Raw genomic sequence first — 22,527 nt, 5'->3', positions numbered from 1 at the left:
CCGTTTTGTTGCCTCGAGAACAACAATTCTGCCGGGTCGGCCGTGCGCCTCTCTCCCCTCAGTTGGGAGAAGAACCTTAAAAAAGGCGTGTTGCCTCTGCTCGATGGACTGACCATGCCAGGTTGCATTCGTGATGCCGCCCCGGATGCGTGGGGACGGCGCGTGATCATCAACAAAAAGCTCGGACAAAAAGGTAAAGCTGCGGACACAGATGCTCTCGGTGAGCTGACCTATTTGCTGGAATCCGGCTCCGATCGCATTGGCGCCTTGGATTTTCAGCGCTCGCCAACAGAGTATGTTCCCCGCGCCCCAACCAATGTTCCCTTGGAGGAATTGCTGGAATCGGCTGCGCGGGTCGAACAGGGAGTGCCACTGATGCCGGAGCTGGATCAGGCCTTGTTTCACGGCAGCTCGATCGGCGGTGCACGCCCCAAAGCGTTGATTGAGGATCAAGGCAGAAAATACGTGGCGAAATTTTCTTCCAGCACCGACCTATACAGCGTGGTGAAAGCGGAATTTATTGCCATGCGTCTCGCCGCCTTGGCTGGAATCGACGTAGCGCCTGTAAAGCTGGTTCAGACTGCGGGGAAAGACGTTCTATTAATCGAGCGGTTTGATCGGCAAAAAAGCCCGCAGGGATGGACGCGCAAAGCCATGGTTTCTGCGCTGACGCTCTTTGGCCTCGACGACATGATGGCACGCTATGCGAGCTATGAAACCTTCGCCGAAATTATTCGCCTTCGATTTGAAAAACCGAAGGAAACGCTCAGAGAGCTGTTTTCCCGCATCGTCTTCAATATCTTGTGCGGCAATACCGACGACCATGCGCGCAACCACGCGGCCTTCTGGAACGGCAAAACTCTGCGTCTGACGCCGGCTTACGACATATGCCCCCAAAACCGCACCGGCAGAGAAGCAACCCAGGCCATGCTGATTTCCGGCAACAACCGGCTGAGCACCATGAAATCCTGTCTGGATGCAGCTCATCATTTCCTGGTTTCTGAAACCGAGGCCAAGACCATTATCGACGCGCAGGTGGAAGTGATTGAAAACAATTGGACAGCGGTTTGTGATGAGGCTGGGTTGAGTGAGGTTGATCGCCAGTTCTTCTGGAAACGGCAGTTTTTGAATCCGTTTGGGTTTGGGGGGTAGGTGGGGCGCCAGGGATGGTGGAAATGCAGGTTGTGCAGGAGCACACTACCTGCACTGCCGTTTGCGAACTTGCGGGAGGCTGACTCGGGGCATCCTTGCCCCTCGGGACTGCGCCCAGCCTAACGGCTGTCCAAAATGGCTGTCCTGCCATTTTGTCGCTCCCCAAATGCGCCATACAAAAAACCCCCGCCTTTTGGGCGAGGGTTTTTGAATTGGGAGTTGCTCCAAGCATTGGTGCGTAGTCCGGAGAGATTGACTCGGGACATCCATGTCCCTCGGGCTTTGCCCAGCCTGACGGCTGCCCAAAACAGCTATCCTGCTGTTTTGTCGAACTCGCGGGAGTTCTCGCTCTCCGGGTGCGCAAAAAAAACCCTCGCTTTTTGGGCGAGGGTTTTTTGTATTTGGCGCACCCGGAGAGACTCGAACTCCCGACCAAGTGGTTCGAAGCCACCTACTCTATCCAACTGAGCTACGGGTGCATGGTCGTTTCAGCTGGGCTGAAAGAGGCGCACATGATAGCAGGCGGCGGGATTTAGGCAAGGGTGGGATGCGGTGGTGGTTTAAATTTTCGTGCCTTGATTTTTACCAGTCCATTCCGGTCGCCAGACCAGCGTAGGTGTCTTTATCAAACAGGATGGCGACGAATTCGGCGTAGGAGGGAGTTAGGAAATAGAGGGCGATGACGGCGACGGCCATGATGCCGGAGGTGGTGATGTTGCGGTAGTCAAATAATTTGAAGGCGCTGCCGAATGAACGCTTCATAGCGACGTTCATAAAGTCCACCGCAAAAATTTCGTCGAGCAGCAGATGGATGCAGTAACCAAAACCGAGAAACAGCGCCAAAAACCAGCTCATAGTACCGCCCGCACCTAAAAAGGCAGCGCCTATGGCGGTGATGAACATAAACAACAGGCACGCCAGCAGCGAATGGAAAATGCCTCTGTGGCGCGTGAAGCGCGCAAACACGTAACGCACACCGAACTGCACCGCAATAAATACCATGGTGCAGGCTGCCCAAACCCAAATGAGAGGCCAGGCATCTATCCATGCCACTGCAGTAAATCCACAGGCAGTAACACTAAAGGCGCCAAATAAAATTCCAAGACTGTGGGAATTGTCGGAATCTATATCGGGCAACAAGCCGCCGAATGTGCCCATAATCCAACAGAGGAATGCTTCTTCCGCGAGCAAATGACCACTGCTGTAAAACAGGGTGCTGGCCAAGCCGCTGCTAATACTTGCAACCTGTAAATGGGTTTTGAAATTCGCCATACTGCCGTCCGTTATTTCCGTAAGGGCGGCATTCTAGCGATGGAGCCAAGCAGAATGAAGTCTGGCTTCGTCCATTTACTGGAAGCCATTCTCAAAAATGCAGAGTCGAAGCATTTTGTAGTAGTTTTTTCCCTATAGCGTTACTCACATGATCCCATTAGTCGCCCACCCCCAATACAGTTATCCATTTCCGGCAAGCCATCGTTTTCCAATGGAAAAATTCGGTTTGCTGCAGGAGTACCTGCGCCAAAAAAGTTTGGCGACTGAAGCTAATACTTACCGCCCGGGCAGTGCGCGTATGGATGTGTTGGAATTGGCGCACTGCCCGGATTATTTGCGGCGCTTTATCCATAACAGCCAGAGTGCTGCGGAAATTCGCCGAATGGGATTGCCGTGGAGCGAAGGGCTGGTGCGGCGCACGTTGATTTCACCCAACGGCACACTGCTCACCGCCAAACTCGCGCTGCAAAATGGTATTGCCTGCCACCTCGCTGGCGGGACGCATCATGCGCATCGCGATTTTGCTTCCGGTTTTTGCATTTTGAATGATCTCGCTATAGCTGCTTTGACTTTGTTGGCGCAGAAAAAGGTTACGCGAGTACTGATTTTTGATTGCGATGTCCATCAAGGCGATGGCACCGCCACCATACTCGCGCACGAACCGCGCGCATTTACCTGTTCTGTCCACTGCGAAAAAAACTTTCCCGTGCGCAAGGCGAGCAGTGACCTGGACGTCAATATCGCCAAAGGCGCGACGGACGACGAATATCTCAGCCGCGTGCACGAGTCTTTCGATTTAGCTGTCGACGCCGCCAAACCCGACCTGGTTTTGTACGACGCGGGAGTGGATATCTACGAGCACGACCCGCTCGGTTTGTTGAATATCAGCCTCGCAGGAATTCGCGCGCGCGACCGCATGATTTTGCAGGCGTGTAAAAACCGTGGCCTGCCAGTCGCCACGGTGATTGGCGGCGGGTATGATGACGACCGCGAGGCGCTGGCGCGCCGCCACGCCATAGTCACTGAAGAAGCTTTCGCCGTTTGGGCAGCTCATTTCCAACCGCAGAAAAATCGAGTACTCACATGCTGAATAATTTTTCCTGGCAAACCGGCCACAGCGATTTTGCCAAACTCTCACTGACGACTCCCAACGGAGCGAGCGCGGAAATTTATCGCTACGGCGCACACCTGACTTCATGGAAAACCCGCAGCGGACGCGAATGGATGTTTTTGAGCAGCCAATCATTGTTTGAGCAAGGCAAGGCCATTCGCGGCGGTGTGCCGGTTATTTTTCCGCAATTCAGCGGTTTTGGTCCCGGCCCGCGCCACGGTTTTGCGCGCAATATGGAGTGGCGCCTATCGCGCGAACCGCACAACGGTAGCTGCACTTTTTTATTGGAAGCGGATGAATCCTCCCTCGCCGCCTGGCCACATAAATTTCACGCGGAATTTACCCCGACGCTCGCAGACGATCAGCTCACCATGACTTTGCTGATCCGCAATATCGATGACAAACCTTTTACCTTTACCGCCGCACTGCACACTTATTTTGCGGTGAGCAATGTGCATCAGGTGGAATTATCCGGACTCGAAGGTTTGACCTATTGGGATAACAACGGCTCGGATTTTCACAAAGACCGATTTGTGCAAAAAGGCAATTCACTGAATTTCCCCGGCGCTATAGATCGCGTTTATTTTGCTTGCACCGGCCCGCTGCAATTAACCGATGGCAACCATAAGCTCAGCATTCAAGCGGAAGGTTTTAGAGACGTGGTGGTGTGGAATCCGGGCGCCGATGCGGCAAAAAATTTGTCGGATCTCGCCGATGACGAATACCAAAAAATGTTGTGCGTTGAAGCAGCCGTAGTGGATCAGCCGATTACCTTGGCACCCGGAGAAGTCTGGAGCAGGTCGCAAATACTGAAGGAATTATCCTGACAGTAAACCCCGCCTATGCGGGGTTTTTTATTTTTATCCAAGCAATTTCGCCAAAAATCCCAGCGGGTGATGAGCTCTGGCAACTGACACGATAAATCCATACACCACCAATGCGGCAAGCCAGAGAAAAAATCGTCTGCCGCGCGGACAATGAGTGCGAAAAGCCATAATTCCGAATGCGATATAAATCAGCACACAAATGACTTTTACCGTCAACCAAGGCTGCGACACAGGATATATATGCAACACGCCCATCAGCATAAAAGCGGCCAGCAATAAAATGCTGTCGACGGCATAGGTGGCATAGCGCAACACAGGGATTTTCGGCCAGGACTGCTGCAGTAATAATCCTACACCGCGAATAAAAAATAGTCCGCCGCTTAAAAGCGCGGCGGTTATATGTAGCGTGCGAATTTCCAAATAATATTCCAGCATAATATTCACACCGAATGTGCGCTGTGCAGGGGTTCCATACCGAGAAGGCGGATCATTTGCGGGCGATTTTCCGCAGGCAGCAAATCGGCAAGCGTGTATTTATCCAAACATTCGAAAAATGCCTGCAAGGCTCGGGCAAAGACTTTTTTCAGTTCGCAGGCGGGTGTCAAAACACAATTACCTTCGCCGGCAAAACACTCGACAATTTTCAGATCCTGTTCCAAATCGCGCACCAGCGCACCTATATTGATCTGCGCCGGATCGCGTTTTAAATACATGCCGCCATTTTTTCCACGGCTCGCCGCCAGATAACCCTTGGTGGAAAGTTCGTGCACAACTTTGCGCAGATGGTTTTTGGAAATACCGTAAGCCTCCGCGATTTCACCGATAGTGGAAATCTGGTCGCCTTTAAGAGCAACGAAAAGTAAGACGCGCAGTGAATAATCGGTATAAAGGGTAATACGCACAACCAGCCTCAGAATTTATCCCGGTTTTCCGTCCGCCCGCGGACGCAACAGCACCGGTATGTAAAGAATCAGAAAAAAAGTAAATGCCACCATCCAGGCCGCACTGGCCGCCAGCACTCCGACCCTAAATCCCAAGACTCCGGACGGCACTAAAATGCGCAACACCGCAGCAAGACTAATGGCCAGATATATCCACACGCCATAGCGGGGAAGCTGCAAGGGTCTTCCGGTGTGCCCCAGGGACACCCGGGTCATCACTCCCAAAATCATCGTCGCAATCGCCCCGACACCCAGCGCATGTTGCCACAGGGAAGGGACAATCGCCGGGAAAAATGACGCCAAGCCGCGCAGAAAAAGAGCCAGCACCAGCCAGAAATAAGACAGATGCAGAATCCACAACAGCGGTTCCTTCAGCGTCAGCCAGCCTCGCCACAACAGCAATCGCCACCCATTGAAGCAGGCCGCGAGCAGGGCAACACCTCCTGCTACAACCGCCGGCACAGGTGTTATATCCGTAACCAGCAAGGCGAACATACTACTCAAAGCGCCGATTTCCACCCACTGGGCCCGCTGCACCACAGTCCCATCGCGGGCATTTCTCACCAGCCAATTGGCGGTAAACAGCGGGGTAATTCTGCCGGCGATAATGACGATCAGAATGCTGATCAAATCCAAGCCCAGCAACTGGCCGGTTTGCAGCACGGCAGTTTTCCCCGTTGCCAATCCGATTTGCATAAGCACATTGCCGAGCCACAGGAGCGCCAGAACTCCGACCAAAATCAGATTCCGCCGGTTGTTATAGCGCAGCAACACAGTGCCCACATAAGCCGCCAGCACTGGCAAAAATGCCAAGTCGACCACCGCTACCAGCCAACCGGGCAGCCAGCCTGCCGTCCACATAACCACTCGTCCAGCCGCCCACAGCAGCGCCAATAACAATAGCTTTCGTCCCTGCAGCGGCGGTGCGCCGGTCCAGTTGGTCATAGCCGTCAGAACAAATCCGGCAATCGCGAGAGTGACGAATCCGTACAGCATTTCGTGGCTGTGCCACTGTATCGGCGCCCACCCGACCGGCAGCGGCCAGGAAGCAAATAAAAAGGCCATCCAGCCAAAAATCAGCAGCAGCGCATAACTACCGGTGAGGATAAAGAAAATGCGGAAGGGGTAGGCCAGGGCGGATTTCATAAAGGTCTCCGGGGCACGGGGCGAGTCAGGATAAAAGTGCCGACACAGATAAACAGTGCGCTGATCACCATCAATACCGGCAACACCGTTCCGACTATCCACAACAGCAGGGCGCTGGCCGCCATTGTTCCGATTGCGAGCCGTTTGGCGCGCCTGCTAATTGCACGCTGGTCTCGCCAGTCGCGCAGAGTGGGCCCCCAAATGGAATGTTGATACAGGCGTTCATAGAGTTCCGGCGCTCCCCGCTTTGCCGCCCAGGCGGCCACCAGCAGAAAAGGGACAGTAGGTAATCCCGGCAAAACCGCACCCACAACGGCAAAGGCGACACAGCCGCCGGCCAGCAACCGCCAACCCATTTGCGGCAGGAACAATCTCAATCGGCGCATAGCGACCTCTCTATTTTTAAGATGTATTTATTTTACATCATTTAAAGATGTACCTAGAATACATTTTATAAATTCCCGCAGACGCTGGATTTTTCCCCATCACACAACAGGAGGCTCAGTTATGGGCTCGTATCGCAAACTCTGGTGGCTGCTTATTGCAGTTCTGGGAGTCACCTTCAGCATATTGGGTTACTTCGGCTCCGAGGTTTACCGTCAGGCACCACCTATTCCCCAAGCGTTTATCGATGCCCAGGGACGCCCGTTGATCACCCAAGAAGACATCCTCGAAGGCCAGACGGCTTGGCAATCTGTCGGCGGAATGCAGTTGGGATCGATCTGGGGACACGGGGCGTATCAGGCGCCCGACTGGACCGCCGACTGGCTCCATCGCGAACTGCTCGCCTGGCTGGATCTCGCCGCCCGGGAACAGCACGGAAAACCCTACGCCGAACTGGATGGGGCGGCCCAGGCCGTTCTGCGCTATGAACTGAAAAACGCTTATAGAACCAACACCTTCGATCCCGCCGCCCAAACCGTGCGCCTGTCCCAGCGCCGCCTCGAAGCCATCCGCCAAACGGCTGATTACTACGGCAAACTGTTCAGCGATCACCCGGACCTCAGCAGCACCCGGGAAAGTTACGCCATGAAAGAGAACACCCTGCCGGATGCCTCCAGGCGTGAGAAGCTCGCCACCTTCTTTTTCTGGACAGCCTGGGCGGCAGCCACTGAGCGCCCCGACAGCACCGCCACCTACACCAATAACTGGCCCCATGAACCTCTGATCGACAACCGCCCGACTGGCGAAAATATCGTGTGGTCCGTGGTCAGCGTGGTGTTGTTGATTGCCGGTGTCGGCGGTTTGGTTTGGGGTTGGGCCTTTCTGCGCCGCAAGGATGAAGACGAGCCTTCCGCTCCCGCTCAAGACCCTATTTCATTGGTCAAACTCACGCCTTCTCAGCGCGCCCTGGGTAAATATCTGCTGGTAATCGTGGGGCTGTTCGGATTTCAGGTACTGATGGGAGGACTCACCGCTCACTACACGGTGGAAGGCCAGCATTTTTACGGTATCGACCTCTCCCGCTGGTTCCCTTACACACTGACCCGCACCTGGCACATTCAGGCGGCGCTGTTTTGGATCGCCACGGGATTTCTCGCCGCCGGCCTGTTTCTCGTTCCTATCATCAACGGCGGCAAAGACCCCAAGTTCCAGAAGTTGGGTGTCGATATTCTCTTCTGGGCATTGCTGGCGGTCGTCGTTGGCTCGTTCACCGGCAACTACTTGGCGATCGCCCAGGTGATGCCTGCGCATCTGAATTTCTGGTTGGGGCACCAGGGTTACGAATATGTCGATCTCGGACGCCTCTGGCAGATTGGCAAATTCACCGGCATAGCCTTCTGGCTGGTATTGATGCTGCGCGGCATGGTGCCGGCTCTGCGCCGATCCGGAGACCGCAACCTGCTGGCCTTGCTCACGGCGTCTGTCGTCGCCATAGGTCTCTTTTACGGCGCAGGCTTTTTCTACGGCGAAAAAACTCATATCTCCATCATGGAATACTGGCGCTGGTGGATCGTGCATTTATGGGTGGAAGGATTTTTCGAAGTGTTCGCGACGACTGCACTGGCCTTTATTTTCTGCAACATGGGTCTTGTATCGCGCGCCGCCGCCACCACTGCCAGTCTGGCATCCGCATCCCTGTTTATGCTCGGCGGCGTTCCCGGCACTTTCCACCACCTGTATTTCGCCGGCACCACCACACCGGTGATGGCGGTAGGCGCAACCTTCAGCGCCTTGGAAGTGGTTCCCCTGGTGGTACTGGGTTATGAGGCTTGGGAAAACTGGCGCCTGCAATCCCGCGCGCCCTGGATGCAGCAGCTTAAATGGCCGCTGTACTTTTTTGTTGCCGTGGCCTTTTGGAATATGCTCGGCGCCGGGGTGTTCGGCTTTATGATCAATCCGCCCATTTCGCTGTATTACGTCCAGGGACTCAACACCACCGCGGTACATGCCCACGCAGCTCTGTTCGGCGTCTATGGATTTCTCGCATTAGGCTTCACTTTATTGGTGCTGCGCTATATCCGTCCCAATTTCGTTTTTGATGAAAAATGGATGAAAACCGGATTTTGGTGGCTTAACGGTGGCTTGGTTTTGATGATTACGACCAGCCTCCTGCCCGTCGGAATTATTCAATTTGTCGCCAGCGTATCAGAAGGCATGTGGTACGCGCGCAGCGAAACCTTTTTACAGCAGGGATTTTTAGAAATGTTGCGCTGGATACGCACAATCGGCGATGTGGTATTTCTTATCGGAGCGTTTGCCGTGATATGGCAGGTTATCAAAGGCGTTTTTGGCAAGCAGCCAAGCAGCATCACAGCTCCTGCTCACACCTCGACAACGGCTGTTTAACCAAGCAAAAAGCCCGCATTTCGCGGGCTTTTTTAGTTACACCTCATGTCAATTTAATTCGGTGAATTTAAAAGGCCTTTTGCGGAGAAGGACGGGAAAGGATGAATAAGCTCACACAGATGAACACAAGTGCCATCACGATCCGTACCGGCAGCGCGGCGCCCAAAAACCATAATAAAAACCAGCTCGCGGCCATGGACACTAAGGCCAAGGTTTTTGCCTGTTTAGAGATAGCGCGCTGATCGCGCCAGTTGCGCAAAGATGGTCCCCATACATGGTGTTGATGCAACCGATCATAGAGTTCCGGAGCTCCACGTTTTGCCGCCCAGGCCGCCACCAATAGAAACGGAACTGTCGGCATTACTGGCAAAAAAGCTCCGACAACAGCCAGAAAAACACCAGCTCCCGCCAGCATCCGCCACCACAACCGCCCACCGTAACCAAACTGTTCCGGATATATTTTTTCATCATGCATACGCAACACCGAAAACTCTCAATCGCATAAGACGAAGATCGGCGCAATAAATTCCATTTTCATGAATATGAATGTTTCGGTGCGATAGCTTTATTTCGTCAATACAAAATGCCGAGACGAATTAAACGCTTACAGTAAAAAGCCATAGCAATCATGATTGCCGTCAGAATAATCGGCATAGGCCAAAGAACCCCCATGGCGAGGCGTCCATCGGTAAGCAAGTGGGTGTAGACCATATACACCACACTCCCTATCACGGAAGCGAAAAATAAATGTAACGCCCAATGTTTACGCATTAACAAAGCCAGCGCTCCCAGTGCACTGCCCAAAACAGAAATTATCCAACCTACGACCGCCCAGGCAGGCTGATTGGTAAAATAGGCAATCTGTGCCTCACTCATGCCGGAAGATCGGTAAAAATCCTCACCTTGTAAAAGACTCATAAAAAGGTCGAATGATGCGGCGAGGCCATATAAAAACAGCAGCCCAGCAATCATCCATATATGCATGGGCATTTTGGGTTTGGTCATAATGTTTCCGTATTGTTAATAAATAAACTTGCCTTGCAGTCTTATGTCCTGACTGGAGGTTCCAACCAAAACCTCAAATTCTCCCGGTTCGACTTTCCAGTTATGCGCATTCACATCCCAAAATGCCAAATCGCGCTGGGTAAGATTAACGGTAATGGTTTTTGCTTCTCCATGCTCGAGAAATACTTTTTTAAAGCCTTTCAATTCTTTCGCCGGGCGCTCGACACTGGCTTGCACATCGCGCAGATAAATTTGCACTACTTCGGCCCCGGCTTTTTCACCCGTATTTTTTACAGTCAGAGTGACCGGAATTTCGTTGGCTTTGGCGGAAATCTTTTGGGGGATTTTTAAATCTGATAATGCAAATTGCGTATAGGAAAGTCCGTGCCCAAAGGGAAAAATGGGTTCGATCTTTTGCTTTTCAAACCAGCGATAACCGATAAACACGCCTTCTTTATAAAGCGAGTCTTTGTCGTTGTAATCGTTGAGTGCTATAGGCGCTGTATCGGCAAGTTTTTGCGGCAGAGTAATCGGCATTTTTCCACTCGGATTGACTTCACCCAATAAAACCCGCGCATAAGCATTGCCAGCCTCCATACCACCGTACCACGCCCACAAAATAGCGTTGACCTTGTCCACCCACGGCATTTCCACCGCAGATCCTGCAATCATCACCACAATGGTATTGGGATTAGCTGCGGCGAGATCAGCTATGACTTTGTCCTGCATACCGGGCAGCGTCATGGTTGTGCGGTCATCGCCTTCCCGGTCGTGGTTGTGGTCGAGGCCGGCAAAATAAATAACGGCATCGGCACTTTTTGCTGCAGCGGCATATTCCGCTGCCGAAACCGTGCGCAATCCCGGCGCATCCCAACCTAAGGTTGCGCCTTTGCTGCCGTCGTAAAGAAATTCCACGTCGTATTCGCGATCGGCAGTTAATTCGATTGCATGACTGTGCGAGCGGCCCGCCAGGTTTTGTACTGCCAGTACTTCACGCCCGTCAATTTTAACGCGCGCTTTGCCATCACCTTGCACTTTCAGCACATGCTGACCATTTTCCAACGGTTTTATTTTTGCCCACAGAGTTAAATAGCGGGTTTCCGTTTGTGCAGGAATTTGCGAGGACGGCCATTCTTCGCGTTGCAATTCTTCTTTGCGCGCTGCCTCAGCGAAACGACGCACTTTCCAAACCGGGGTGCCGGAACCGCCGTGACGAGTAAGAATAAAATCCGCCGGAATGGGTTGTACTCGATCGCTATCCGCCGCGACCAGATAAAGAATTTCTGCTGTATCGCCCAAAGCGTTGCGCAAACCCTGTAAAGGTGTGACCTCATATTCGGATTTCACTTGCGACGAACCGCCGCCTCGACCGTGTGCCAGATTGGCGTTGGGACCCATCACCAGAATTTTGCGCAGCTGGCTTTTTTCCAGTGGCAGACTATTTTTGTCATTTTTCAGCAAGACTACGCCTTGTTCGGCAATATGTTGTGCAATGGCACGATGTTCCGGCGTATTGCGCGCACCGGGTTTGCGATCGGGATCATATTTACCGACGCGCAATTGCAGCCGCAGCACGCGGCGCACTTTTTCATCCAATACGGATTCGGGAATTTCGCCTTTTTGAATCGCTTCGCGCAGCGGTCGAGCGAAGAAATAATCTTCATAATCCGGCACATGAGTGCCCATTTCCAGATCGAGGCCGTTGAGCGCCGCATCGCGGGTATTGATATCCACATGCCAATCCGTCAGCAATACACCGTCAAAACCCCATTCACCTTTCAGAATTTTTTTCACCAACAATTCACTTTGATTGGCGTTGGTGCCATACACACGGTTGTAGGACCCCATCACGGAATAAGCGCCGCCTTCTTTTACCGCGGCTTCAAAAGCGGGCAAATACACTTCGCGCAATGTGCGTTCGTCGGGTTTGGCATCGACACCCCAGCGATTTAATTCCTGGCTGTTTAAGGCGTAGTGTTTTACACAAGCGGCGACATCCTGTTCCTGAATGGCGCGAATTTCCGGCACCACCATATGTGCTGCTAAAAACGGATCTTCGCCAAAATATTCAAAATTACGGCCGTAGAGTGGCAGGCGCGCAAGATTAACGCCGGGACCGAGAATAATATCTTTATTGCGATGCCGCGCCTCGCGCCCGAGCACAGTGCCGTGCAGATGAGCAATTTCCGGATCCCAACTGGCTGCGACCGCAGTGAGCGGCGGCAAATAGGTGGCGAAATCCGTCGTCCAATTGGCCGAATCCCAGCTGTGGCGCGAAATTTCTTCGCGTACTCCGTGCGGCCCATCGCTCAGCGTCATTTCTGCAATACCGAGCCGAGGAACACCTGCCACGCTGAATTTGCTATTGGCATGTACCAGGGAAATTTTTTCCTCCAGGGTCAAAAGACCCAATAAACGCTCAACTTCTTTTTCAATGTCAGGAGGGGCGTCGTTTTTACTGGCGGGAGCGCTACAGGCATTCAGAAGCAGCACAACAAGCGCTGCGAGAAAATAGAAGGGGTACAGTGGGGATTTGTTATGCATATGGGCCACCTGACCGTTTTTATGGTGGCCCAAGCTTGACCATTGAAGTTTATTTGGTCAAGCGAGATAAATCACCTAGGTACGACCGAGGCAGTGGTGCCGCCGTTTTTATCCTCCAGGTTGGTTTTGCAAAATAACAGTCCCTGGCGCGCAATAGGAGACAGGTATTCTTTGTATTTATCCAGATTGCCTACCAGGTGGCGCGCATTTTTCACATGCAAATCAAATAACACGTTCTCATGTAGTTCGTTTCGGTAAGCACCGATGAATTCACAATAATTGGCCGCAACCCGCAATAATTTTTCAACGGAGGATTTGAAGTAGGAATCAGCATTTTTCGGGAACGCAAAAGTGCCATCGATCATATCCGCAAGCTCCACCCGGCGCGCCGGATCCACCGCGAACTCACGGTGCAGCAAGTGAGTGAGTTCATTTTGATATTGGCTGAGATTGCGCAACATTTCCTGACTGCGAATTTCGCGGGTAATTTGCAGCATGTCGCGCCTTTGCTGGCGCAGAGTGTAAATCAATAAAAATAGCAAAACCCACATCACCACCGGCCCCAGGATTCCGCCAAAAAAGGTGGCGAAGTCCGACCAGTCGAGAGGTGCACCTAATAAATCCAGTGTTCTGTCGGCGTAATTGAAATAGAGAAAAACCGCCGTTGCGATCAGAATAATTCCAACCACTGCTGCAATCACAAACTCCATAGAGGGGCTCCTGGTTTTTATTGTTCTGCAAATAGCGAATTGGCGTGTAGATCACTTAATACTGGGTTCGCTTGGTTTAAACAAGCGCAACGGTACGTAAAATAGCTGCGATTGACGGAAACAGCGGAGTTTTTCGCGGTGAGATGTGAATTTATTCGCAGTTCACCGCGATTTTCTTCGACCGAGGCGATTTGACAGGCGCTGGTTTGCGGAGTAGGGTCAGCGCCCCTTATTTACTCGGGAATCTGTCATGAGCCAATTACCTAACTGCCCCAAATGCAATTCCACCTACACATACGAAGACAATGGCCTGTTTATCTGCCCGGAATGCGCCCATGAATGGTCCGGCGACGCAGCGGCAGTCGCGGCCGATGATGTGAAGGTGGTGAAAGATGCGCATGGCAATATCCTGCAGGACGGCGACACAGTCACCGTGATCAAGGATTTGAAGGTAAAAGGCTCCTCCCTGGTCGTTAAAGTCGGGACGCGAGTGAAAAATATCCGTCTGGTGGAAGGCGACCACGACATCGATTGCAAAATCGATGGCATAGGCGCCATGAAACTAAAAAGTGAGTTTGTGAAGAAAGCCTAAGAAGCGGGCAAAAATCCACATAAAAGCCGCCCTAGGGCGGCTTTTTAGTTTCTCCCAAGTCGTTCTCTCCAGCTGGGGTGAGGGCCACAGGGCATGCCACTTAGGGAGCCGGTGGCGGTGGTTCCGACTCCTGCTTGGAGGGTTTAATCGGTGTCCACCAATACCCGTGCACACCCAGGTTGCGCCAGGCCCAAGGCAGCCAACGCATCAGCGCAAACGCCAGCCACAATGCCCACAACAGCATGGCGATGCGGTAAACCCACAAGGGCAAGGTAATGGCCCAGGCCGTGGGAATAACGCCATTGCCCTGGTCTTGATACCAATTCAAATAGCTTGCGCTGGAAGCGTTGCCTACCACCATCATGTCCGGGCGCGACAGGAGGGATGCTGGAATGGAGCTGATCAGCGCCCCTAACACCACCACTGACAACACAAATAAGACGATCTGGATCAGGTTGAACAGGTGATCTGCCGGTTCAGTCTGGCGGCGGCCGCGCCAGTACAAGACCACAAACCAGGCTGCAATCAGGGCGAGGACATACAAGTTGAAAGTCGCCACCCCCAAACTCAGCAGCACCCATTCATAGGCTTTCAGCGGCGTCATGCCGGTACGGGCCAAACCGACCGCCAGCAACAACACCACGATCAACACACCCCAGAACAGCAGTGCAGGACCCATTGCCGGACCGCCGACCAGCAGTAACCAGCGATCACTGGGCAAGTTCATGGTCAGATTCAAGTTGGTCGCCGGCATGGCCAGATCCAACGCCGGGGTTTGAGTGCGGAAGCCGCTGTGGTTGTCGCTCTGCCAATCCACCTGAATCCGGTGGTTGCCTGGATTGACCGGGATTTTCAGGCGGTTCTGACTCTGACTGATGGGCGTTTCCGAGCCGTCGATCAGAACGCGCTGCAATTGCGCCCCTTCGGGCAATTGCAGGTCGTAGTGTTCACCCTGGGTGGCGCGCATTTGTAAGCGCAGCGACAGGTTGTCGGCGCGTTTACCGACATTCTGACTGAGGTCTACCGAGTCGATGCTCAACTGCCTCCCTTCCACTGCCACTGGCCGGCTGATCGCAATGGTCAGCGCCTCGCCCGGCCAGGGCTGCCACAGGTTGTAGTTGCCCGCCACCGGAGGAATACCGCTCGCTTCCTTATGCCAGCTGGGGGAGATATCCATCGACCACACCTCGGCCCAAGGCTGGCCGCTCGGCGCCACCAGGGTGATATCGGCAAAGGGTTTGATGGTGGACTCCCAGCGATACTCCCGCTGCTGCGCGCCCAGGCGAACATCCATAGCGCCGTCGCGCACTTGTCCGCCATTGGGCGCTTCGCCCGGCAACAATGGCACGGACAGGTTGATCACACCCTCTTGCGGCGCCACCCGGCTGACCACTGTGGTGATGGTCCACTCCAGGCCCACCTGCAAACTGCGCGTCACTGTCACGTAGGGCGGGATAGGGTCCGGCAACAGGCGTTGAATATCATCTTGCGTGGTCTGCTCCTGCTCGCGTTGCAGCTGCAGCACCTGACTGGCTTGCTGCGCATTCGGCTCGCCGCTCACACGCCAGTGGCGCAGTGCATGTTTGAGATTCTGGATCGGCATCTCGAAGCTCAAGGAGATCTGCTCCCGCCCCGCAGTGCTACCCAACAACTGCACCTGATGCTGCCCCGGCTGCAGACGCACCCACAGGCGGCCATTCAAACTCTTGAGCCACGCCGCCTCCCGGCCATCGACGCTCACCTGTTGCGGATACCAGCCGCTGACCTGGGCGGGCAGCGGAAACGCCAGTTCGGTTGCGGCGTGAACTTTCATGCGCACGCTCAAGCGGTTCTCTTCATCCGCCAGGGTTACCGACTCGATCGAAGCGCAATCCGGCAGACATTTCGGCGGTTCGAGCAAACGTTTTTCTAGCGTCTCCAGCAACTTTTCGTCGATAAGCACATCCGCTTCCGCATTGGGTGAACCCAATCCAACCGCCAATACTAATGCCGCAGCAGCGGTTGCATTAAATGGCCAGATGCGCACTGGCGGCGTGGGAACGCGGCCGCTGATATGACGCAGCAGCGCCACCGTCAGCAGCAATGGCAGGATAATCGCCAGCACATAGCCCAAACGATTCAGCCACGGCGGCACCAGATACAGGCGGGTCTGCTCTCCAGCAACTACAGGTCCGCTCCAGCCGAGCTGCACCTGATGCCAATTCCAGTTGGGCACACCGGGACCCACCTGAATTTTCTGGCCCGGATCATAGGTTTTTTGTTGCGGGGCGGCTGAGGTGACCTTGGCACGCGGTGGCGGAGCGGCGTATTGGACGCGAGCGAGACTTTCCCGACTTACGAGTTCCGCTACTGCCGCTTCCTCACGCAACGCATCGCTAGTTCCGCTACCCGCGTAATAGTCGCGGCTATCGCTGCCCGACCATTCCCGCTCCAGTTGGGGGTAGAGCGCCTGACGCGCCTGCTGCACGGCAAATGGCAGAAGAATCAGTGCCAGCGCCGCAAAGCTCAGCCACAAATAGCGACGCAGCCAAGTCAGAAACTTGCCCTTGGCAAAGGGCAGCAGTGCGAAGATCGCGGCGAAATTCAGCCAGATCACCAACGGCGAATCCGGTCGCTGGAAGGTCAGCACCACGGTGACAAAAGCGAGTGCGCCGATTGCCGGGGTAGTCGCTCGCCCTAAAGCTACCGCAATAATGAGCACCAGAAATATCTCCCAAAGACTCCAATTGCCGATCCAACTGCCGGAAATCCGATCCGCGCCGGTGGCGTGAAACAGCGACCAACCGGGCGGCAAATGCAGCCTTGTATCCACCCGGTCAAAGCTCGCCTGCCAACCGCTGACCGGCAGAGACGAGGTCCGTTCAAGACGGCTGACCGCGAGCAGGTTCAGGTCCTGGGCGCGGATTTCCACCCCGCGCGGTCCCTGCTCGTCCAAGCGAGTGACCGACAGCGGTTGACCTTTCTGCTCCGCGCGGCCCAGCTCATAGGCCGGTGAGGCGTCCAGGCGCTGGCTGGCGGTAAAGGAGCCGTTGATCTGGTCTTTGACGGTGAATTGGCGACCGGTGAAATCGAGCCACAGGTCTTTGTTCAGAGTGAGCTGGTTGGCCACCGGATTGGGGTCGCCGCGATGCAATTCGCGCACAACTAGGCGGCTGCCCGGCTCGGCCAGATAGGCTGGCAGGCGCTGCCATTGGGCGGGCAATTGCGTCTGGCTCGGGTCGATACTGGGAAGACCTTCCAGCTGCACCGTGCGCAATGCGGGGTTGGCCTGGAATACCCAGATTTCCTGTTGTGGCCATAGGTCATCGGAAGGTTGATAAGTTAATTCAGCCAATGGCTGGGCACTGTGCGCAGTCAGGCGGATCTCCCAACGGCCGGGCTTGAGCTGCATGCGCAGGCGACCGTCTTTCTCCACTCGTGCCGGCAACTGGCTATTGAAACTGCGCGGCTGGAATCCCGGCAACAGAATCGGCCCGGTTTGCACCTCGCGCTCTTTGCCGCTGACGCTCAGCTGCACCAGGGTTTCCAGAAGCGCCGGGTTGGCGTCGTTGAGATAGCGGAAGACTTTGATATCGAGACTGTCGCCCGCAGGCGCGGCCTGTTCTTCTTTTTGCCCGCGCAACCACAGCTCAGTCGCCGTGGCGCGGGTGGGGTTGGCAACCGGGGTGCCGTTGATGGATAGGGTCAGAAGGCCGGTTTCTGCTGGGACCACCAGGGTGCGCGGCAGTCCTTTCCACCCCCAGACGCCATTCAGCTGATGCCGGCCTGCCGGCAAACGCACCTGCGGTTTGTTATCGCGCAGCAGTACCGCAACCGGCTCGCCGCGGTTGCTGACCTGCTCCGGCCAGACGCCGCCCGTACCCGGCAATTCAATCCAGGTTTCGGCAAAGGTTTCCACCTCAAAGGAGAACTCGCCACCACCGTCACCCAACTGCAACGCCAACCTACTCGGCCATACGCAGGTTTTTTGCGCTTGGTTGTGCAAATATGGGCAGCGGATGTCCGGGTGGTCGTGCAACACCCACTCGCGCCACTTCTCCAACTCTGGCGGCACCGCCACCTGGGCTGAAGCTGCCAAAACCAAGCTGAACCAGCCGATCAGAATTGCCAGACACTTTCCCATATTGTTTACCTGTTATTTTTTATTCGTCTCGAGGGAGTTAATCCTTCACATCGGCAACGGCCCAAAGACCCGAGAGGTCTGATTAACCCAATTCCACCCTTTTCCCGGTCGCCCCGGACTGCAATACCGCCTGCACAATCCGAATATCCTTCAGCCCCTCGCTGCCGGGTACCATGACGTCGGTGTTATTGAGAATAGCCAAGGCGTCGTCGTCCATTTGTCTGGCTTGTTGGTGGACGATTTTTTTATCCAGGGCTTTGCCGTCGCTGGTGCGGCCGCGCACGCCGTTGTACGCCTGCATGGGCGCCAGCTCGTACCAGCCTTTTTCGCAGTCCACGCGCAGTTGGTTGAAATTGCGGGTAACGCTGGTGGCGCAGTGAGCGATGACGCCGCCCGGGAATTCGAGATCGAAAATCGCGGTGGAATCGGCCTTGGTGAAAATTTCCGGGTAGTCGTTTTCGAAGCGTGCGGTGACGGCGGCCGGCTCCAACCCGGATGCATAACGCGCGGCATTGATCGGGTAAACGCCCATATCGTAGATAGCACCGCCGCCTTTGCTCTGGTCCATACGCCAGTCATCCTGCGGCGCACCGCGACCGGCGTAACCCGCTTCGGCTTTGACGGTTTTGATCGCGCCGTAAGGTTTGCTCTTGGCGAATTCGATCACCGTGCGCGTATTGGGCTCGTGTTGCAGGCGATAACCGATGGAGAGCTTCACCTTATTTTTATTGCAGGCATCGATAATGGCCTGACATTCCTCCACCGTCATGGCCATGGGTTTTTCACACCACACGTGCTTGCCCGCCTCGGCAGCGGCCACGGCAAATTTTTTGTGCAGAAAGGTCGGCGTCACTATGTAAACGACGTCTATATCCGGGTTGTCGGCAATTTTCGCCAAGGTGTCGTAGGTGTAGACGTTTTTATCCGGAATACCGTACTTCTTCTGCCACTCGGGAATTTTCTCCGGGCTGCCTGTGACAATGCCGCGCAACTCGCAGTGTTCAGTCAATTGCAGCCCCGGTGCCAACAAGTCGCGGCTGTAACCTCCCAGCCCCAGCAGGGCAACGCCCAGTTTCTTTTTCGGTTTGGCGGCCCAGGAAGGAAGAATCAATCCAGAAGCAGATGCTCCGGCAATTCCCTGAAGTAAACGGCGGCGGGAAAGAATAGACATGGCGTGTCTCCTTTGGCTGAAGGGGAGTCGGTGGGAAACGGCGAGCATATAACAGTCCGCAAGCACCGAACCACCAAGGTTTGTAAACGGCGCATAGACCTTGAAGCGGATGGGAAATTCGGATTTCGCCCTCTCCCAGAGGGAGAGGGGGGTTAATTGTGCGAATCTTCCTTGTGTAACCCTTGTTGCCGGTTTGCACGGGTGAGGGCCTAAAACAAAACGCCCGATGGGTTTACACCGGGCGTTGATAAAGCGGATGGGATTAAAGGATCAATTACATCCAATGCGGTTGGGCGATACCACAATATCGTCGTACTTCATGGTATTGCCCGCAGAGCCGTGCCAGCCTAAACGCACCAGACGCACATCGACGTTGAAGGAACCGCCGAAGGCATCCAGCCAGCGCTGGTCGTAACCGGTGTTACGGTCGTTGTCGATGGCTAGGCCCGGCACCTCGGTGCCGTTCATCCACACGCGGATCAGGTCGTTGGCGTTGTCGTAGAACAGCTCAAAACAGGTAGTAGCGCCGGTGGGCAGGGAGACGGTGGAGCTGCGTTGCGCCGGATCGAAGAAGTTGGGCGATACCGTGTCGCCAGCGGATTCCATGTTCCAGGCCAGAACATTGTTATCGAAGATGCGCATGCGCATGGACTGGCCGTTGCTGTCTGCCTGTGGACCGTTTTCCACCAGCATGAACCACTGCAAGCCGCTTTTCGCTGCCGCTTGGCGGGTATAGAAACGCACATAGCCCGCCGGCAGATTTTGCACGGCTTTCACATCCAGCCAGGCTTCACAGAAGTTGCCCGGCGAGGTGACATCGACCGATACATTGCCACGCAGAGCGCCGCTGGTAGTGATGTCGTAGCTGGAGCCATTGCCACCGCAGTTGCGGAACGACAAGCCTTCCGGCAATTGCCCGCCCGCCAGGGATTCGAAAGTCTCACAGAAGATTGCGCCATTAGCGCAGTTGCCTGTCACACCCGAGCTGCTGGAGCTGGAAGACGAAGAAGAGCTTGAGCTGCTGCTTGATGACGACGAGCTGCTCGAACTGGATGAAGAGCTGGAACTTGAGCTTGATGATGAACTGGATGAGCTGCTGGAGGACGACGAACTGGAACTAGAGCCAGTCCCACCACCACAGGCAGTCAGCAACAGGGCGAGGCTGGCAAGGAGCAAAGGTTGTTTCATAGGGCCACCCGGATTGAATCATTGTGATGGCGCGGAGCGCGCCGGATGCGCGCCATCTTATAGTAGGGATGACTGCGCTTTCCGAGTGGCCGGTCAAAAAATGATGTTCAGGCAAATGCCCAGGTTATTGCTGACTGTTGCCCAAATCCTTAATCCGCTGAGCAATAGGCGGCACTTCCTCGCGGTCGATGCGAATATCGAGCAGCAGTGGACCGCGCGATTTCACCACACTGGCAAAATCGACTTCCTCGAGTTGCTGCGCCGTATGGATCACCAGACCGGGCACGCCCATGGCCTGCGCCTGCAGGGCATAATTCACCCGGTTCAGCTCCCAACCTATAGGTTCAGCCCCGGCGATGCGCTGGCCGTGCATCACCATACCGAGCGCGGCGTCATTCAGCACCATAAATACCACCGGCAGATGATGTTGCGCGGCGACGCTCAGCTCCTGCGCGCTCATCAAATAGGCGCCATCGCCCACCAGGCAGACGGTCAACACATCCGGATTGGCTTTGGCCGAGCCTATGGCCGCCGCCAGCCCCCATCCCATAGCGCCAAAGCCCATGCCGGAACGCACCAGGCCGAGGTTATTGCGGTTGACAAAGTAGTGCGTCATCCAAGCCCAGACGTTGCCAGCGTCGAGGTAAATGCGCGCATCCTGTGGCAACGCCCGATTGAGCGCGACCATCAAGCGTTGCGGTTTAATTGGCGTGGAATTGTCCTCACAGCGTGCAGCCGCATTCAAGGTCACACGGGTACCCAGAGAATTCACCGGCGCATCAGCCCTGACACAATTGCGCCAGCGTTTGCCCTGGCCGAGTGCTTTCAACACCATTTTATTGAGCTTGCTGAACACCAATCCCGGATCGCTGCACACATGGTGATTGGCCATAGGCGAGCGGGTGAAATGTTCGGCGTTTTGATCTATATGCACGAGGCGGGTGTTGAGCAGATGGGGATCCCAGCCGCCGGTGGCGATCTCCGTCAGAGCCGTACCGACCGCCAGAATCAGATCCGGGCGCCCTTCAGTAAGCACGGCGTGAGCAGAACTGTGACCGGCAAAACCGTACACCCCGCGATACAGCGGATGGCGCTCGTCCACCCAGTATTTGCCAGTCGGCCCCACCACAAAGGGGGCGTTTACCAACTCGCAGAAGGCGATAACTTCATCTGCAGCCGGACCTATTTCACCGTCGATAAACAAGGCGATGGTGTCCACCTTACAGACTTTTTTGGCGAGCACATCTATGGCCGCATCGTCGGCAATTTTGAAATCGTGGGAAAACAGATCCGCATGAATACGCCTTGGCGGAGGGCAAGGCGAGTTGAGCAGGTCCGAGGGAATGCTCAAATGTGCCGGAGCGTAAGGGCTGCGATGGGCCGCCATAATGGCGGAGATCAACTTGCTCTCCAGTTGCTCCTGGTGGGACACCAGAGAGGAAAACACCGTGCAATGGCGCATCATACCGACGGTATCTATGGCGGTGCAGCTACTCTCTTGCAGCGCGCGGCGGCCAAATTTCGGCAGAGCCGTCTGCGCCGTGATCACCAACATAGGCACATGTTCCACCATGGCGGAGCTGACACCTGTGATCAGATTGGTCGCACCGGGACCTGTGGTGGCGCACACCACCCCCATCTTGCCGGTCTCGCGGTAGTAGCCGTCCGCCATATAGGCCGCGCCGCACTCATGGCGGGCGACGATCAATTGTGGACCGCCGGCGCGACCGCTGCGGGCAAGGGCGTTGAATAGAGGCTCTATAGCCCCGCCCGGCACGCCAAAAACGGCCTCTATGCCCAATTGCGCGAGGTAGTTCACCACCAAATCCGCCGAGGTTGTGGCCCTTTGGGTAGGCAGGGGAAGCGTTGCAATATTGGATTCGCTCATAAAAATATCCAGCAAAAAACTCGGCCAGGCGCAGGCGCTGTCCGCAGAAGTGTTGATAAAAAAGGAA

General features: G+C 55.0%; 18 protein-coding genes and 1 tRNA gene. 5 read left to right on the top strand and 14 right to left on the bottom strand.

The window, feature by feature from the left end; genetic code table 11:
* Positions 1-42: 42 nt before the first annotated feature.
* Positions 43-1,152 carry a type II toxin-antitoxin system HipA family toxin gene (locus tag DWB84_RS12315; RefSeq protein ID WP_370589708.1) on the top strand — a complete coding sequence of 370 codons (1,110 nt, stop codon included), beginning with the start codon at positions 43-45 and terminating at the stop codon, positions 1,150-1,152.
* Positions 1,153-1,554: 402 nt separating this feature from the next.
* Here the strand turns inward: DWB84_RS12315 and DWB84_RS12310 are convergent.
* A tRNA-Arg gene (locus DWB84_RS12310) sits at positions 1,555-1,631 on the bottom strand.
* Between the two features lie 103 nt (positions 1,632-1,734).
* Positions 1,735-2,424, bottom strand: a complete 690-nt coding sequence (locus DWB84_RS12305) for a metal-dependent hydrolase (RefSeq protein WP_187410082.1) — start codon at positions 2,422-2,424, stop codon at positions 1,735-1,737.
* A gap of 148 nt (positions 2,425-2,572) precedes the next feature.
* Between DWB84_RS12305 and DWB84_RS12300 the strand changes: the two genes are divergently transcribed.
* The gene (locus DWB84_RS12300; protein ID WP_255428961.1) at positions 2,573-3,514 is read left to right on the top strand and encodes a histone deacetylase; all 942 of its coding nucleotides are present in this window, start codon (positions 2,573-2,575) and stop codon (positions 3,512-3,514) included.
* On the top strand, positions 3,508-4,362 hold the full coding sequence (locus DWB84_RS12295) for a D-hexose-6-phosphate mutarotase (protein WP_187410081.1): 855 nt from the start codon (positions 3,508-3,510) through the stop codon (positions 4,360-4,362). Before DWB84_RS12300 ends, DWB84_RS12295 begins: the two co-directional genes overlap by 7 nt.
* A 33-nt stretch (positions 4,363-4,395) precedes the next feature.
* On the opposite strand, the gene DWB84_RS12290 is transcribed toward DWB84_RS12295, so the two are convergent.
* The 4 genes from DWB84_RS12290 to DWB84_RS12275 are packed head-to-tail and all read right to left on the bottom strand — an operon-like array spanning position 4,396 to position 6,835.
* On the bottom strand, positions 4,396-4,797 hold the full coding sequence (locus DWB84_RS12290) for a SirB2 family protein (RefSeq protein ID WP_187410080.1): 402 nt from the start codon (positions 4,795-4,797) through the stop codon (positions 4,396-4,398).
* Positions 4,798-4,802: 5 nt separating this feature from the next.
* Positions 4,803-5,264 (bottom strand): Rrf2 family transcriptional regulator, encoded by a 462-nt coding sequence (locus DWB84_RS12285; protein ID WP_187410079.1) that lies wholly within the window; start codon positions 5,262-5,264, stop codon positions 4,803-4,805.
* A gap of 15 nt (positions 5,265-5,279) precedes the next feature.
* The gene (locus DWB84_RS12280; protein WP_187410078.1) at positions 5,280-6,449 is read right to left on the bottom strand and encodes an NnrS family protein; all 1,170 of its coding nucleotides are present in this window, start codon (positions 6,447-6,449) and stop codon (positions 5,280-5,282) included.
* Positions 6,446-6,835 (bottom strand): YbaN family protein, encoded by a 390-nt coding sequence (locus tag DWB84_RS12275; RefSeq protein ID WP_187410077.1) that lies wholly within the window; start codon positions 6,833-6,835, stop codon positions 6,446-6,448. The genes DWB84_RS12280 and DWB84_RS12275 overlap by 4 nt, the downstream gene beginning before the upstream one ends.
* Positions 6,836-6,956: 121 nt before the next feature.
* Between DWB84_RS12275 and DWB84_RS12270 the strand changes: the two genes are divergently transcribed.
* Positions 6,957-9,239, top strand: coding sequence for a nitric-oxide reductase large subunit (locus tag DWB84_RS12270; RefSeq protein ID WP_187410076.1), 2,283 nt, complete (start codon positions 6,957-6,959; stop codon positions 9,237-9,239).
* A gap of 67 nt (positions 9,240-9,306) precedes the next feature.
* Here the strand turns inward: DWB84_RS12270 and DWB84_RS12265 are convergent, their stop codons facing one another.
* The 4 genes from DWB84_RS12265 to DWB84_RS12250 form a co-directional block, all read right to left on the bottom strand.
* Positions 9,307-9,714: a YbaN family protein gene (locus tag DWB84_RS12265; RefSeq protein WP_187410075.1), complete on the bottom strand. Its 408-nt coding sequence runs from the start codon at positions 9,712-9,714 to the stop codon at positions 9,307-9,309.
* A 98-nt stretch (positions 9,715-9,812) separates the two neighbouring features.
* A complete protein-coding gene (locus DWB84_RS12260; RefSeq protein ID WP_187410074.1) occupies positions 9,813-10,244 on the bottom strand; it encodes a hypothetical protein in 432 nt (143 codons plus the stop codon).
* 15 nt (positions 10,245-10,259) lie between these two features.
* A complete protein-coding gene (locus DWB84_RS12255; RefSeq protein ID WP_187410073.1) occupies positions 10,260-12,788 on the bottom strand; it encodes a glycoside hydrolase family 3 C-terminal domain-containing protein in 2,529 nt (842 codons plus the stop codon).
* 71 nt (positions 12,789-12,859) lie between these two features.
* A complete protein-coding gene (locus tag DWB84_RS12250; protein WP_187410072.1) occupies positions 12,860-13,498 on the bottom strand; it encodes a hypothetical protein in 639 nt (212 codons plus the stop codon).
* A 250-nt stretch (positions 13,499-13,748) separates the two neighbouring features.
* On the opposite strand from DWB84_RS12250, the gene DWB84_RS12245 reads away from it, so the two are divergent.
* Positions 13,749-14,090 (top strand): zinc ribbon domain-containing protein YjdM, encoded by a 342-nt coding sequence (locus DWB84_RS12245; protein WP_187410071.1) that lies wholly within the window; start codon positions 13,749-13,751, stop codon positions 14,088-14,090.
* A 100-nt stretch (positions 14,091-14,190) separates the two neighbouring features.
* Here the strand turns inward: DWB84_RS12245 and DWB84_RS12240 are convergent, their stop codons facing one another.
* From DWB84_RS12240 to DWB84_RS12225, 4 genes are all read right to left on the bottom strand, one after another.
* The gene (locus tag DWB84_RS12240; protein ID WP_187410070.1) at positions 14,191-18,213 is read right to left on the bottom strand and encodes a hypothetical protein; all 4,023 of its coding nucleotides are present in this window, start codon (positions 18,211-18,213) and stop codon (positions 14,191-14,193) included.
* Between the two features lie 82 nt (positions 18,214-18,295).
* Positions 18,296-19,384: a Gfo/Idh/MocA family protein gene (locus tag DWB84_RS12235; RefSeq protein WP_187410069.1), complete on the bottom strand. Its 1,089-nt coding sequence runs from the start codon at positions 19,382-19,384 to the stop codon at positions 18,296-18,298.
* Between the two features lie 270 nt (positions 19,385-19,654).
* Complete coding sequence (locus DWB84_RS12230; protein WP_187410068.1) at positions 19,655-20,572, bottom strand: hypothetical protein; 918 nt, start codon at positions 20,570-20,572, stop codon at positions 19,655-19,657.
* Between the two features lie 124 nt (positions 20,573-20,696).
* Positions 20,697-22,460, bottom strand: a complete 1,764-nt coding sequence (locus DWB84_RS12225; protein WP_187410067.1) for a thiamine pyrophosphate-binding protein — start codon at positions 22,458-22,460, stop codon at positions 20,697-20,699.
* Positions 22,461-22,527: the final 67 nt, after the last annotated feature.

The sequence above is a fragment of the Saccharophagus sp. K07 genome (genome assembly GCF_014336955.1).
Classification (GTDB): domain Bacteria; phylum Pseudomonadota; class Gammaproteobacteria; order Pseudomonadales; family Cellvibrionaceae; genus UBA5868.
This window is presented reverse-complemented; position numbering and strand designations above follow the sequence as displayed.

What these genes read in the sequence shown, in the direction of transcription:
- DWB84_RS12240 (WP_187410070.1), bottom strand. Translation starts at nt 18,213, where the DNA reads ATGGGAAAGTGTCTGGCAATTCTGATCGGCTGGTTCAGCTTGGTTTTG.
- DWB84_RS12275 (WP_187410077.1), bottom strand. Translation starts at nt 6,835, where the DNA reads ATGCGCCGATTGAGATTGTTCCTGCCGCAAATGGGTTGGCGGTTGCTG.
- DWB84_RS12230 (WP_187410068.1), bottom strand. Translation starts at nt 20,572, where the DNA reads ATGAAACAACCTTTGCTCCTTGCCAGCCTCGCCCTGTTGCTGACTGCC.
- DWB84_RS12245 (WP_187410071.1), top strand. Translation starts at nt 13,749, where the DNA reads ATGAGCCAATTACCTAACTGCCCCAAATGCAATTCCACCTACACATAC.
- DWB84_RS12305 (WP_187410082.1), bottom strand. Translation starts at nt 2,424, where the DNA reads ATGGCGAATTTCAAAACCCATTTACAGGTTGCAAGTATTAGCAGCGGC.
- DWB84_RS12225 (WP_187410067.1), bottom strand. Translation starts at nt 22,460, where the DNA reads ATGAGCGAATCCAATATTGCAACGCTTCCCCTGCCTACCCAAAGGGCC.
- DWB84_RS12260 (WP_187410074.1), bottom strand. Translation starts at nt 10,244, where the DNA reads ATGACCAAACCCAAAATGCCCATGCATATATGGATGATTGCTGGGCTG.
- DWB84_RS12265 (WP_187410075.1), bottom strand. Translation starts at nt 9,714, where the DNA reads ATGCATGATGAAAAAATATATCCGGAACAGTTTGGTTACGGTGGGCGG.
- DWB84_RS12235 (WP_187410069.1), bottom strand. Translation starts at nt 19,384, where the DNA reads ATGTCTATTCTTTCCCGCCGCCGTTTACTTCAGGGAATTGCCGGAGCA.
- DWB84_RS12250 (WP_187410072.1), bottom strand. Translation starts at nt 13,498, where the DNA reads ATGGAGTTTGTGATTGCAGCAGTGGTTGGAATTATTCTGATCGCAACG.
- DWB84_RS12270 (WP_187410076.1), top strand. Translation starts at nt 6,957, where the DNA reads ATGGGCTCGTATCGCAAACTCTGGTGGCTGCTTATTGCAGTTCTGGGA.
- DWB84_RS12290 (WP_187410080.1), bottom strand. Translation starts at nt 4,797, where the DNA reads ATGCTGGAATATTATTTGGAAATTCGCACGCTACATATAACCGCCGCG.
- DWB84_RS12300 (WP_255428961.1), top strand. Translation starts at nt 2,573, where the DNA reads ATGATCCCATTAGTCGCCCACCCCCAATACAGTTATCCATTTCCGGCA.
- DWB84_RS12255 (WP_187410073.1), bottom strand. Translation starts at nt 12,788, where the DNA reads ATGCATAACAAATCCCCACTGTACCCCTTCTATTTTCTCGCAGCGCTT.
- DWB84_RS12295 (WP_187410081.1), top strand. Translation starts at nt 3,508, where the DNA reads ATGCTGAATAATTTTTCCTGGCAAACCGGCCACAGCGATTTTGCCAAA.
- DWB84_RS12280 (WP_187410078.1), bottom strand. Translation starts at nt 6,449, where the DNA reads ATGAAATCCGCCCTGGCCTACCCCTTCCGCATTTTCTTTATCCTCACC.